Source organism: Caballeronia zhejiangensis, from assembly GCF_000698575.1.
GTDB classification, from domain to species: Bacteria; Pseudomonadota; Gammaproteobacteria; order Burkholderiales; family Burkholderiaceae; genus Caballeronia; species Caballeronia zhejiangensis.
This window is the reverse complement of record NZ_JFHD01000004.1, coordinates 121419-134134: the sequence shown is the minus strand read 5'-3', so window position 1 is coordinate 134134 and position 12716 is coordinate 121419. Positions and strand designations below refer to the sequence as shown.

Here is a 12716-nt window from a genome sequence, read left to right as displayed (position 1 = left end):
CCTCGAATCCAACTCGCAATGCGCCGCGAAGTATCGATCAATAGTCCCACTGCACCGGCACGAAGCGGTAACGCTCACCGCTCTTTGCAACATGACCGATCGACGGAAACGCGACGTGCGCAGCAGCGAGCAGCGTGCCGGTGTCAGCGGCGTCGTCGAGCAGCGCAATACGCACGTCCACACAGGCTTCGGGATCATGTTCGAAGCCATTCTGCCAATCGGGGTTGTCGAAGTTGACTTCGAAAATGGCGTCGCCGACGAACGTCAGCTTCTCCCCGTTCGATGCGACATCCACGACGCAGTGCCCCGGCGTGTGGCCACCCGTCACCCGCGCCGACACGCCCTGTGCGACTTCAACTGTCTGATCGAACTGCACGATGTTCTCGCTGTAGCGTTTGGCGAACTTCGCAGCAGCCTCGCGGAGCGCCGGAGGAACCGCTTCGGGCATCACCGTCTTGCTGAAGTCCGGATTCTTCCAGAACGCGATTTCAGCGGCGGACACATGAATGCGCACGTCGGGACGCAGCTTCGCCTTGACGCCATCGACATTCAGCCCGCCGACGTGATCCATGTGCATGTGCGTAATCACGATATCGGTGATGGCAGCCAGGTCGATACCGGCCGATTCCAGGCGCATTACCGACTGACCGGCGCGCGAGAAGTATTCGAACCCATCGCCTACGCCCGAGTCGATCAGGATCAGGCGTTCGCCGCTGCGCACGAGCGCGATATTCAACGCCCAGTCGAACGTGTCCCGTTGCAGGAAACGGCCATCGAACCATTCGTTGCGATCGGCTTCGCTCACGTTCGTGGACATGGTGGAGGTCGGCAGCGGCAGCACGCCGTCGCTGATCAGCACGACATCGATATCGCCTATGCGAACTGCGTATCGGGAAGACACGAGCTCGCCCGATCCTTCTTTGCCGAGCTTGGCGATAACGGGCTGCACATTGCGGGTTGTCTGGCTCATCTTCGATAGTCCTGGAAATTTGATGGCGTGAGCGCGCGTTGCGCTTCCTTTCGCTCGCGTTCGACCGAGCGTGTGACGGATTGTAGGAAGCGGTAGCGAAGGCCAGTAGGGTCGCGAGTGCGTACACCGTGTTGCCTGAGTGGCGACAATGGACGGTCGCGCGACGGCCGTCATCCGGTGAGTCCAGACTGAACGGAAGATGCCGGAACCGGCATGTGAGGCGCTATCGAAGATGTGAGGCCGCGTCGCCGCGGCCATGTCACGCTCAGATCTTGAAGTTTTCCAGCGTCGCGGGATGAAAGAGTTCCTCGGGCTGCAGCAGCCGGCTGGACAAGCCTTCCTGATGATGCCGCTCAAGGAACCGCGACAACACGTGCCGGTTCGGCTCGAAGCCATACGACCAGAAATCGTGGCCCATGAGACGCCGCGCATTGCGCAATTGTTCTTCGACGAACGGCAGCGTCACCTTGGTCGCGGACGTATCGCTGAGTCTGGCGAGCGCCAGCGCCTTGCTCTTCTCGAACGCCTTCGCCACCGCGCCGGGCAGCCACGGATGCTGCTCGGCGAGCGTGCGCCGCACGCCCAGCAGATGCATGATCGGGAACAGCTTCGTGCGCGTGTACCAGTCGGCGGCGGCCTTTTGCGGATCGTCGAAAAGGTATTTGACGTTCGGATGCCCGTTCGCGAAGCACGACGGCGCGCGCGGGCCGATGAGCGCATCGATCTCGCCGGATGCGAGCATGCCCGAGATCGTCTGGTTCTCCGGTGCGTTTTCGAGCCTCACGTCGCCGGGCAGCTTGAGACTGATCTTTTCGAGCCGGCCGGCTTCCTCATAGCCGCCGCGAACCCACGTGACGTCCGACGGCTTCAGACCGTGATCTTCCTCGAGAAAGAGCCGCGCCCACACGTTCGCCGTCAGCTGATATTCCGGCACGCCGATGCGCTTGCCCTTCAAGTCGGCAGGCGATTCGATGCCGCGATCGTTGCGCACATAGATCGACGTATGCCGGAACGCGCGCGACGGAAAAATCGGCACGCCGATATACGGGCTCGTGCCCGCCGCCGTCTTCACGCTATAGCTCGACAGCGACAGTTCGCAGATATCGTAGTCGGCGTGGCGAAACGCGCGAAAGAAGATCTCTTCCGGATCCTGCAGCATGAAGGTCGGATCGACGCCGTCGATCTGCACTTCCCCATCGACCAGCGGCCGCATGCGATCGTAGTTCCCCACCGCGACCGACAGATTGAGCTTGCCCATATTCAACTTTCCTTTGTGATTGACGTTTCGCCGCCGATGAGCACGTCGCGCTGTTCGGCGCTCGAACGCAGCATCGCGAGGCAGATCTCCAGCGTGCCGCGCGCCCAGACGCCGTCGTGCAGCGGAGCGGTCTCGCCGTGCACGGCGGCCATGAGTTCGTCGATGACTTCCGCGCGCGGCACCTCGGGCGCATCGAGCTCGATGCGCTCGCGCCGTTCGTCTCCATACACGACGATGCTATCGGGCATCGGCCGGAGATCGCCGCGCTCGCACGACACGATCAGCGGCCCGAAGTGCTGATGCCTGCGGGTATGGGCTGTCTTGGCGGCGGGCGCATAGGCGTTGCCGCCGTACGTGCCCGCAGCCTTGAGACGCGCCTCTTCTTCGCGCGACGCCACTTTCGCGAGCTTGCGCCGCGCGGCGCCATACTCGTCGGCGTTGCGCGTCTGACCCATTTCGCCGATCCAGCCGGTCCACTCGTCGGAATCGAAATGTCCATAGCCGTTGTAGGCAAGCGTCGCGAATGCGCCGTTCTCGAACCAGAGCGTCGCGGTGTACGCGCCTTCGGTCGGACGCGCCGTATCCCAGTTGCCGACGGCAGCCCGGATGCGCGTAGCACGGCTTCCGGCAAGCATTCGCACGATATCCACCTGATGCGCCGCCTGGCTGAAAACCGCGCCGCCGCCCTCTTCCGTTTTCAGTTCCTCCGGACGGCGCGGCCGGTAGAGATAGTCGGTGTAGTTGAGCGCCTGGATCATCTTCACGTCGCCGAACGCGCCCGATGCGATCAACTCGCGGGTTCGCAGATACGGCGTGTCGAAGCTATGGCAGTGACCGACGATGAGATGCACGTTCGCCTCGCGACATGCGGCGATCATGTCGTCGCACTCGGCGAGCGACAGCGCCATCGGCTTCTCGACGAGCACATGCTTGCCGTGCGCCGCCGCGATTCGCGTATGCGCCGCATGAAACTGATGCGGACTCGCGATGTAAAGCGCATCGATATCGGCGCGGCGCGCGAGCGCTTCGATGTCGTCGAAAGCGGGCGCGTCGAAATCCGCTTCGAACTGCGCGCGCGCCGTCTCGCGCGGATCGCACGCCCCGGCGAGTCGCACGCGCGCGTCGCCGAGAAACGTCGGCAGCATCAGCGAAAAGGCGCGGCCGAGGCCGACGATGCCGAGTCTGATCGTGGTCATCAGACCTGAACCTGATAGTTCGATTCGAGTTCCGGCGCTTCCTTGTCGACGGACTCCATCCAGACCGGATGCGCCGCGTATTGCTTCCAGTCGGTGTCTTTCGGCACCATCGCCTGGAACGAGCACACGCTGCGTGGAATGGCCTTCTCGCCGGTCCCGATGGCCGCCTCGCCGGACTTGAACGCCTCGAGCGCATCGAGCATGCGGCGGCGGAACTCGACCACGGCGACATCGCTCGCGCCGAGGCGCTCTTCGGTGCGATCCGCGATCGCGCCCATCGTCACCCACATGGCGATGTCCTGATTCGGGAAGCCCTTGATGCCGGTGAAGTTGCCGGCCTTCATGGCTTCGCGATCCTGCCAGAAACGGTTGTCGTGATTGCGCAGCGGCCGATAGTTCTCGTCGAGATCGATGCCGACCTGCTGCCCCAGGAATTTGCGCCACGTCTCGGTTTCCGGCGTCTTGTCCGGATGGCCCCACGCCATGAAATAGAACGCCGTGCTGTGGTCGTCGCAGGGCACGTTGATGTTCGCGACGTTGTAGAGGTTGTTCGGCGGGATCAGCGCGGTTGCCGGCGCGACGAACACGGTCGAGCGCACGTAGTCATGCGTAGCCGCGTTCTGTATCGGGCGGCGCAGCGCGGCATAGCGAAAGCCGTATTCGGTGCGATGCACCTGGAGGCGCGGCGCCTTGTCCGTCGATGGACGCAGCCAGTTCTTCGAGGTCGCTTCCGCGCCGCCCACACGCGCCGGCACGAAGTCCGACGAGTGCAGACTGGAGCTGTGCGCCGAATCGATCGCGCCTTCGAGAATCTGCGCCCAGTTGCACGGCAGGATCGCCTTGGCGATGCTCACGCGCGTGTCTTCGGTCGGCGCCCATGCCGGCGGCACGAACTCGGGAATGGCGTCCTGCGGGCCCATGTAAGCCCATACGAAGCCGCCCCACTCTTTCGTTTCATAGGCCTTGTGCTTGACCTTCTTCGTCATGTCGCTGCACGAAGGCTCCGAGACCATCTCGATCACATTGCCCTTCACGTCCATCTTCCAGCCGTGATAGAGACAGCGCAGACCGCAATCTTCGTTGCGTCCATAGACGAGCGACACCCGGCGATGCGGACAGTACTCGTCCATCACGCCGACATTGCCGTCGGTATCGCGGAAGACGACCAGATCCTCGCCGAACAGGCGCGCCTTCACCGGCGCCCCGTCAGGTTCGCTGACTTCTTCGATGAGACACACCGGCGTCCAGTGACGGCGCATCAACTGACCCATCGGCGCATCGCCTTCGACGCGGCACAGCAATTCATTTTCTTCATGCGTGAGCATTTACGCTTCTCCTGACCAACCTATGCAGTGGGGAATGTTCTTCAGAGATCCAGCACCAGTTCTTCGCTCTTCGCACGCGATACGCAGATCATGATCTGATCGCGCTTCTCGTCCTCGCCGAGCACCATGTCGCGATGATCCGCTTCGCCCGCGCACAGCGTCGTACGGCACGATCCGCAAGTGCCGCTTTCGCACGAGCTCGGCGCGCGGATGCCGTTGTCTCGCAAGATTTCGAGAATCGAGCGGTCCTTCGGAATCTCGAAAGAGCGGCCCGAGCGTTCCAGCTTCACGCTGAAAGGCGCGTTGTCGGCTGCGCGCGACTGATCCACGCCGAAGCTCTCGAAGTGCACGCTGCCGGTCGGCCAGTGCCCGGTCATGTCGCGCACGCCGTCCATCAACGCGCGCGGGCCGCAGCAATACACATGAGCGCCGCTCGCGGGCTTCTCGAACACGGGCCAGAAATCGAACGCTTGCGCGAGGTCGCCGTGGTCGTGATGAATGACCACATGCGGCTTCCATTCCGGGCCCGACAGTTCGTCGATGAAAGCGGTGGTCTCAGGGCTGCGCGAGACGTAGATGAGCTTGAAACGCGGGCCGTCGATGGCCTTCAGATAACGCATCATCGAGAGAATCGGCGTGATGCCGATGCCGCCCGCAACGAATACGAAACTGCGCGCGCGCTCGTTGAGCACGAATTCGTTGCGCGGCTCCGAGACGTCGATGCGATCGCCTTGCGCGAGGTCGTCCGCCATGCTGACCGAGCCGCCGCGACCCGCCGCGTCGCGCTTCACGGCGATCACATAGCGGTCGGTCTCGGCCGGATCATTGCACAGCGAATAGCTGCGATTCGCGCCGTTCGGCACGCGCACCGTCAGATGCGCGCCGGCCGTGAACGCAGGCAGCTCGCCGCCTGCGCCGTCACGCAACTCGAAACGGAAGATGCCTTCCGCCACCTGATCCTTCTTCGTCACCACGAGCGTCCTGAATGACAGTTCGTCGTTCATTGCACCGGCTCCCCTGCTTGTCGCCTCATTCGATCGAGCCTTCCCAGCGTCGATCACCATGACGTTTATATTAGATATCTAATCATTTATCGGCAAGCGGGTTTTCCCTGAAACGCGTCACCTCGTTACAAGAAAAAACGGCGCCTTCATGACGAAGGCGCCGCCGCTGCTGCGAGAATCGATGCTTACGAATGCTTTTCCGCGTGCTCGCGCAGCGTGTTGGCCGGCACGCCGATCAGCACGGCGAGTCCGCCCAGCATGACGATGGCCGCGATCGCCGATAGCCCGATGGCCAGACTGCCCGTCATCGTCTTGATCCAGCCGAGCGCGATGGGTCCGCAGAACGCGCCGACTTGCCCCAGGCAACTGATCGCGCCGATGCCCGCGGCGGCGGCGTCATCGGAGAGATAGGCCGGCGGAATCGACCAGATAATCGCGGCCGCGCCGAAGTACGAAATGGAGATCATGCCCAGACAGACGATGGCCGCTGTCGTATTGCCGGCCAGCACGGGCAGCAGGAAGCCGCCCAGCGCGCCCACCGCCGTACACAGGAAGAAATGCCAGCGGCGTTCCAGCGTCACGTCGGAACTGCGCGCGACCGCGAACATGCCGAGCGCGCCGATGATGTACGGCAGCGCGGACAGCAAACCGACGTTCAGCACGTCCGACACGCCCGCCTGACGGATGATGGTCGGCGTCCAGTAGTTGAGGATCGTGCCGCACAAAGGCACCGTGCCCCAGCCCGCCGCGAGGATATACACGCGCGGATCCTTGAGCGCCGCCAGCAACTGATGACGCGTATGTTTGGCGGGCTTTTTCTCGGCGCGGTCGGCGGCGAGCGCATCGAGGATGATCTTCTTCTGTTCCTCGTCGAGCCAGCGCGCGTCTTGCGGGCGATCGACGAGATAGAAGAACGCGACGATGCCCATCAGCAGCGCAGGCAGGCCTTCGAGAAAGAAGAGCCACTGCCAGTTCTTGTAGCCGAGCACGTCGACGAAGTTATGCAGGATCCAGCCCGAGAGCGGCCCGCCGATGATGCCCGCCGCGGCAATCGCCAGCAGGAAGCGCGATGTGATCCGCGCGCGCCGCGCGCCCGGGTACCAGTACGTCAGATAGAGAATGATGCCGGGCCAGAACCCGGCCTCCGCCGCGCCGAGCAGGATGCGCGCGATATAAAACTGCGCCGGCGTGGTCATGAAGGCCATCGCGGTCGAGATGCCGCCCCACAGGATCATGATGCGGGAAATCGTGAGGCGTGCGCCGATCTTCTTGAGCCACAGCGTGCTCGGCACTTCCAGCAGGATATAGCCGATGAAGAACAGACTCACGCCGAGACCGTAAGCGGCGTCGGACAGACCGAGATCCTGCTTCAGATGCAGTTGCGCGAAGCTGACGTTCACGCGATCCAGATAATTGAGCACCCAGCAGACGAAGATGAACGACATCAGCCGCCAGGTGACCTTGTGATACGTGGCCTCTACACGCGCTGCCGCCGCGTCCGATTCCGATATGAATTGCGTGACTGTGGATTTGGCCACAAAGCGTCTCCGATTCCCATGCTCATGAGGACGATGCCCTGGCGCAGAAAGATGCCTCCCGCGACCCGGACATACCTTATTTTTATTCGATATCTAATCATTATGGTAAGGAGACAGGCGCGCGCGGACAAGTTCGGGTTTGCACGGAGTTCTGCGCGCTTTGCAACGGATGCGGGCGCGACGGCTGCGCGGCTATGATGTCGGGAAGACCAACTGCATTCGGGAACGAACCGCCATGACACGAAAGAAGGCTGTGGAGGGCGCGCCCCGCGAGACCGCGGAGATGCTGCGCCATTGGCACGAATCGGTGCCCAACGATCGCCTCGCGCACCTTGTAAAGGACGCCACGCGCTCGATGGTGCGCGCACTGCAGATGCGGCTCGCCGAGCACTCGGTGTCGTTCGGGCACTGGACTTTCCTGCGCATTCTGTGGGAGAAAGACGGCCTGACGCAGCGCGAATTGAGCGAACAGGCCGGCGTGATGGCGCCGACGACCTTCGCCGCCGTCACTGCGATGGAGAAGCTGGGACTCGTCGAGCGTCAGCAGCGGCCGGACAACAAGAAGAACACGCATGTGTTCCTCACCGCCGAAGGGCGCGCATTGAAAGACCAACTGGTTCCGCTTGCCGAGGAAGTTAACGAGATCAGCGTGACGGGTTTGACTGACCGCGAAATCAAGACAGCGCGCAAGGTGCTGCTCACGATCATCGAGAATCTCGCGGATGATGAGTCGGGCTCGACCAATCCCATGCGACGCGTCTTATCGACGCGCGAACTGGGCAAGCTGATCGCCGAGCGCGGCGAGAGTTTTGAAGACGCGTGATGCGCCGTAGCGCCTCCGCGCCGATCGCGTCATGCGACCTCGAACGGATCGATTGGGCGGTCATCCATCACGATTTCCGCATCGAGTTTTTGGGTGCTGATCGAGAAGCGCGCCTGGTGCGGGAATGACGTGCAAAGGGCGTTTTGGACGCTTGCTTATGGCCGGTCCCTTGCCGGTCACGATGGATTCGGCGGCGTCCGAGTGTTGCCGTCATCAGCCTCCGTCAAAGGCAAATCCTGTTTCGGTTCAGCGGGCTTCGTGTCGGGTTGCTTCGTCTTGTCGGTATCGACAACGTCAGTGCCGGGTTCGTTCTGCGGAATGGTCATGATCGGCTCCAATCGGTACGTGAATGTGAGCGCCTCGAGGCGCCCAACATCGACTGCAGCACGAAGAATGCCAAACGGCCGGAACACCGTTTGCTGTTCTTGAGAAATCAAGACAACGATGGAGCCGATCATGTGCGCCGCACGAACGGAAAACAGCAAGCCGCCTCAGAATCCGATCGATTTCGACGGGCTCACCGATCTCGGTCCGGCACAGCCCAAGAACCCGCCCCACCGCGCTAACGAAGACGCTGAATTACGCGATCCTCCAAGTCCGGCCGGCGTGCCGTCCACTGGCGCGAATGAAGGACAACGTTGACGGCCGGCTCACGGAGGCTGGTCATGGTCCATCGTCGAATGCAAACGGCGGGCGCACCTGCTCGGGTGGGCGCACTCGATGCAGGTTCAGCGCGACATCCGCAGCATCGGCACGGCCCTCACGCGCGCACCGAGGCGGATGGTGAGTCCCAGCGACGGCCAGCCAGACGCATCGCGTAGTCGATTAAACGCGAGTCAGCATCCGGCCACCGGTCGCGCTCCATGCTCAGCGCCCTGCCGTCTACGCCGCCGGTTATGTAGAAACTACGCTCGAGCGCTTCTCGCAGACGCCGAAAAAATCCTCTTGTGTCGCTTGCGAGCGACCAAGCAGAGCGCACGCGCCATCATAGGGTTCTCTCGAAGATCGCGCCGAATCCGGATGTGTCCTTACCTGTCGGCGCGGCGCTGGCTAAAGGCGGCGCAATTTGAGCCAGCTTGTCTGCGAGCGCGGCTTCTGAAAACGGCTTCACGATATAGCCGCTCGCACCGGCGTTGATCGCGGCGAGCACGTTCTCGCGCCGCTTTTCGGCGGTCACCATCAATACCGGCAGTTCGGCCAGATCGGACTTGCGGATCTCCTGCAGGAGAGTCAGCCCGTCCATATTGGGCATGTTCCAATCAGTTATGACGAGATCGAACTGTTGCGTGCGCAACTTTTCGAGCGCTGACACTCCATCCTCTGCTTCGTCGATGGTCGTATAACCGATCGCTCTCAGCATTTTCCGGATCAGATTGCGCATGGTGGCCATGTCATCGACCACCAACAAACGCGTGTGAGCATTTACCACCCTTTCCTTCTCCTTCATTCAAAGAAGCGCTCGCAAGTATTGGCTATCGCCCCTGCAAGATGCTTCGCACTATTGATTCACTACAACGGCCGCCTTTCGAGACGACGGTGTTGAGCGAGCCCAAGGACGTCCGATCGAGACTACGCGTCGAATTCGACGCAAGCCTTCGCCGCCGACTCAGGCCAAGGCATCGGCCGCCCGCCACGCTCAGAACGTCGACCAGTCGCCGTCAGCCGCCGCCGCGACTGCAACCGGCTTCTGCCCGCTCGAAGGCTTCGGCACGCGCGGCGTCGTCCCGCTTTTTTCGGCGAGTGCGGATCGCGGCGTCTGAGGAGCGCGATGACTGATTGGCTTGACGGCGAGCGTCTGACCGGTGCGAAACACGCCTACGGCGGCGGTCAGTTGCTTCGCCTGATCCTCCATCGAACCTGCCGCGGCCGCTGCCTCTTCAACGAGCGCGGCGTTCTGCTGCGTCACCTCGTCCATCTGCGAGATAGCTTGATTCACTTGCTCGATGCCACGGCTTTGCTCGTTGGATGCGGAGGCGATCTCGCCCATGATGTCGGTGACTCGCTGGATCGCCGTGCCCACACGCTTCATCGTCTCGCCTGCCTGTGCGACGAGTACGGTCCCTTCTTGGACTCTTCCGCCTGACGTTTCGATGAGATCCTTGATCTCCCTGGCGGCCGTCGATGACCGCTGCGCAAGGTTGCGCACTTCGCTCGCAACGACGGCAAAGCCGCGGCCCTGCTCGCCGGCGCGTGCTGCTTCGACTGCAGCGTTGAGCGCTAGGATGTTGGTCTGGAATGCGATGCCTTCGATAATCCCGATGATTTCGGCGATCTTTTCGGAGCTCTGCTCGATGCCATCCATCGTCTGAATCACCTGACCGATGATGGCGCTTCCTTCGTTGGCGACCGCATTCGCATTGTCCGCCAGTCCGCTCGCTTGCTGGGCGTTCTCCGAGTTTTGCTTAACCGTCGCCGTCAGTTCCTCCATGCTCGCGGCGGTTTCTTGCAGCGATGCCGCTTGCTGCTCTGTGCGACTCGAGAGGTCGGTATTGCCAGCCGCAATCTCAACAGCGCCAAATGATACGGATTCCGAACTTGTGCGGATCGTGATAACCATGTCTTGCAGACCACGGCGCATGCTTTCGACTGCCGCGAGAAGGCTGCGGTCATCACCGTCCTTCAAGGGCGTTGGCGAACCGAGGTCGCCGCCTGCAATCTCCCGAACAACGCGCGCGGCAAACTCCGGTTCTCCGCCGAGGGCTCCGGTGACGCTGCGTATGATTTTCCACGCCAACGCAGCAATGACCAAGAGCGCTACGCCTATCAAGCCGGCAGTCTGAAGCGTCGTATGCAGGATGGTGGCGCTGATATCGTCGGTGAAGAATCCGGTGCCGATCCACCAGCCCCAAGGCTTGAACTCGACAATGCCGTTCATCTTGCCTGTCATGACGCCGGTCGATGGGTGGGCGGTGACCACCATCACCACGGGGATGTGCTCCTTGGCGAGCATCTCGCGATAGAACTCTGTGTCTGGCCGTCCGTCCGGCGCCTTGCCCAGCAGGATTTTGCCGATGTTCTCCTGTTTGCGATGAACGAGCGAGGTCCCATCCGGGAGGCGGGCCCAGAAGTAACTCTGATCGGAATGATTCATCCTGTTCAAAGCGGTCTTCGTTGCGGACTGCGCTTGCTCCGTAGTCATCGCACCGGCAACTTCCTGATTGTGATAATACTCAGCGAGGTGCTCGGCCATTTTCAACAGGTTGACTATCTCCGCCTGTTTCGCATCGAGCATTGCGCGTCGCTCGCTATAGACGCTGTATCCTCCGACTGCGAGCAAAGCGATAAGCGCTGTGACGGCTAACAGTGTCAGCCGAGTAGAAACTTTCATTGCAGATTCCGTGTGCATGGTTGTGGTCGCGGCAATTCGCGGCGTCCTCCCTGCTAACGGCACTAACCGCAAGCACTTGAGTCGAGGATCGCGGCGGACATCCGGTTTTCGTCTGGCCGACCGCGGGACGCGCTGCGGACACGCTGCCGCGGTACCCGAGCGTTCCCCCGTCGGACGTGTTCAAAGGTCGACTTGACCCCTTTCAAGCAAAGCTACGTCTGGTCGGCCGGTATCGTGATGCCCAACCCCCGCTTGCGAACGCGTGGGCGGCACACCGAATGCTTCGAGTCTTTCCGCCGCGACGCCGTCGTAGCGGGGCCGCGTCAGACGGGTTCGGCGCTCGGTCAGTCAGCCTTGCGAACGCGCGAGTCGTCCGGGCCGTGCTTCGTCGGCTGCCAATGAAGGCGGCACGCAAAGGAAAAGCGTTGCCGTTTTTCGGCCGGTGACTCTGATCTTGCCGAGCGCGAAAGGACTCAGATGATGCTACGTAACAGGCGTAAATCTGCCGACACGGAAACGCATGGTGCCGAGCGCGGACTCGACCGCTTCGAGGGATTCAGCGACGCGGTGTTCGCGATCGCGCTGACCCTGCTGATCGTCGAGATCAAGGTTCCCGGATCCCCCGAGGGCACGCATGACTATAGCGACCTGGCAAGCGCCATGGCGGAGCAGTGGCGCGAATATCTCGCGCTCGTTCTCTGCTATGTCGTGATCGGAGCCTACTGGCTGCAACACCATTATTCGGGTCGCATTTATGCAAAGAGCGATCACTGGTTCGGCGTAATCAACCTCCTGTTCCTGCTGGCGATCGTCGTCATTCCTTATCCGATCCGCGTGTGGTGCTTTCACCTGGGCACGGGCTTCGAGCCCGTCGCATCAGTAACCCTCGTTGCCGGTCTTGCCCTGACCGCCTGCACCTGGATGGCGAAGTGGTTCTATGCAATGCCAGGCCGCCGGCTGATGGACGAACGGCTCGCGCCGGATTTCCTCCAGCAGATGACGCGCCGCTACGGCGCTGCGACGCTGGTTCAGATCGCTGCAGTTCCCGTCGCGATCGCGGCGTGCCGCATCGGCGTGGCCATTGCACTGCTGTCCATCGCCTTCTTTCTGCTGCCACAGCCCACGCCGCGCTACAACCCCAGAGAGGAGCCGAGCGAGGCTGAGAAATTAGGCAAGTAAAGGGGGCGCGCTGTCTCGAGCGGGATCGGCCAAATTCGGCCGTTTGCTCAATCCCGCTCGTCATTCCAGCAGAGTTCGACGGCTGCACGGGCGCC

General features: G+C 62.1%; 11 protein-coding genes. 2 read left to right on the top strand and 9 right to left on the bottom strand.

The window, feature by feature from the left end:
* Positions 1-37 precede the first annotated feature (37 nt).
* The 6 genes from BG60_RS08535 to BG60_RS08510 form a co-directional block, all read right to left on the bottom strand.
* Complete coding sequence (locus tag BG60_RS08535) at positions 38-970, bottom strand: MBL fold metallo-hydrolase (protein ID WP_008345578.1); 933 nt, start codon at positions 968-970, stop codon at positions 38-40.
* A gap of 265 nt (positions 971-1235) precedes the next feature.
* Positions 1236-2228 (bottom strand): ABC transporter substrate-binding protein, encoded by a 993-nt coding sequence (locus BG60_RS08530; protein ID WP_008343726.1) that lies wholly within the window; start codon positions 2226-2228, stop codon positions 1236-1238.
* A gap of 2 nt (positions 2229-2230) precedes the next feature.
* Positions 2231-3424 carry a Gfo/Idh/MocA family protein gene (locus tag BG60_RS08525; protein ID WP_008345579.1) on the bottom strand — a complete coding sequence of 398 codons (1194 nt, stop codon included), beginning with the start codon at positions 3422-3424 and terminating at the stop codon, positions 2231-2233.
* Positions 3424-4749 (bottom strand): Rieske 2Fe-2S domain-containing protein, encoded by a 1326-nt coding sequence (locus BG60_RS08520; protein WP_008345581.1) that lies wholly within the window; start codon positions 4747-4749, stop codon positions 3424-3426. Before BG60_RS08520 ends, BG60_RS08525 begins: the two co-directional genes overlap by 1 nt.
* Positions 4750-4790: 41 nt before the next feature.
* Positions 4791-5753 (bottom strand): PDR/VanB family oxidoreductase, encoded by a 963-nt coding sequence (locus BG60_RS08515; RefSeq protein ID WP_008345583.1) that lies wholly within the window; start codon positions 5751-5753, stop codon positions 4791-4793.
* Positions 5754-5938: 185 nt separating this feature from the next.
* On the bottom strand, positions 5939-7291 hold the full coding sequence (locus tag BG60_RS08510) for an MFS transporter (RefSeq protein WP_008345585.1): 1353 nt from the start codon (positions 7289-7291) through the stop codon (positions 5939-5941).
* A 235-nt stretch (positions 7292-7526) separates the two neighbouring features.
* Here BG60_RS08510 and BG60_RS08505 point away from each other — a divergent pair, with 235 nt between their 5' ends.
* Positions 7527-8114, top strand: coding sequence for a MarR family winged helix-turn-helix transcriptional regulator (locus tag BG60_RS08505; protein WP_033535651.1), 588 nt, complete (start codon positions 7527-7529; stop codon positions 8112-8114).
* 176 nt (positions 8115-8290) lie between these two features.
* Here the strand turns inward: BG60_RS08505 and BG60_RS08500 are convergent, their stop codons facing one another.
* The 3 genes from BG60_RS08500 to BG60_RS08490 form a co-directional block, all read right to left on the bottom strand.
* Positions 8291-8572 (bottom strand): hypothetical protein, encoded by a 282-nt coding sequence (locus BG60_RS08500; RefSeq protein WP_034471106.1) that lies wholly within the window; start codon positions 8570-8572, stop codon positions 8291-8293.
* 527 nt (positions 8573-9099) lie between these two features.
* Positions 9100-9543 carry a response regulator gene (locus tag BG60_RS08495; protein WP_144403563.1) on the bottom strand — a complete coding sequence of 148 codons (444 nt, stop codon included), beginning with the start codon at positions 9541-9543 and terminating at the stop codon, positions 9100-9102.
* A 207-nt stretch (positions 9544-9750) separates the two neighbouring features.
* Entirely contained in the window at positions 9751-11442 is a 1692-nt protein-coding gene (locus BG60_RS08490; protein WP_008345593.1) for a methyl-accepting chemotaxis protein, read from the bottom strand.
* Positions 11443-11919: 477 nt separating this feature from the next.
* On the opposite strand from BG60_RS08490, the gene BG60_RS08485 reads away from it, so the two are divergent.
* Positions 11920-12621, top strand: a complete 702-nt coding sequence (locus BG60_RS08485; RefSeq protein WP_008345595.1) for a TMEM175 family protein — start codon at positions 11920-11922, stop codon at positions 12619-12621.
* The last annotated feature ends 95 nt before the right edge of the window (positions 12622-12716 follow it).

What these genes read in the sequence shown, in the direction of transcription:
- BG60_RS08535 (WP_008345578.1), bottom strand. Translation starts at nt 970, where the DNA reads ATGAGCCAGACAACCCGCAATGTGCAGCCCGTTATCGCCAAGCTCGGC.
- BG60_RS08530 (WP_008343726.1), bottom strand. Translation starts at nt 2,228, where the DNA reads ATGGGCAAGCTCAATCTGTCGGTCGCGGTGGGGAACTACGATCGCATG.
- BG60_RS08525 (WP_008345579.1), bottom strand. Translation starts at nt 3,424, where the DNA reads ATGACCACGATCAGACTCGGCATCGTCGGCCTCGGCCGCGCCTTTTCG.
- BG60_RS08520 (WP_008345581.1), bottom strand. Translation starts at nt 4,749, where the DNA reads ATGCTCACGCATGAAGAAAATGAATTGCTGTGCCGCGTCGAAGGCGAT.
- BG60_RS08515 (WP_008345583.1), bottom strand. Translation starts at nt 5,753, where the DNA reads ATGAACGACGAACTGTCATTCAGGACGCTCGTGGTGACGAAGAAGGAT.
- BG60_RS08505 (WP_033535651.1), top strand. Translation starts at nt 7,527, where the DNA reads ATGACACGAAAGAAGGCTGTGGAGGGCGCGCCCCGCGAGACCGCGGAG.
- BG60_RS08500 (WP_034471106.1), bottom strand. Translation starts at nt 8,572, where the DNA reads ATGATCGGCTCCATCGTTGTCTTGATTTCTCAAGAACAGCAAACGGTG.
- BG60_RS08490 (WP_008345593.1), bottom strand. Translation starts at nt 11,442, where the DNA reads ATGAAAGTTTCTACTCGGCTGACACTGTTAGCCGTCACAGCGCTTATC.
- BG60_RS08485 (WP_008345595.1), top strand. Translation starts at nt 11,920, where the DNA reads ATGATGCTACGTAACAGGCGTAAATCTGCCGACACGGAAACGCATGGT.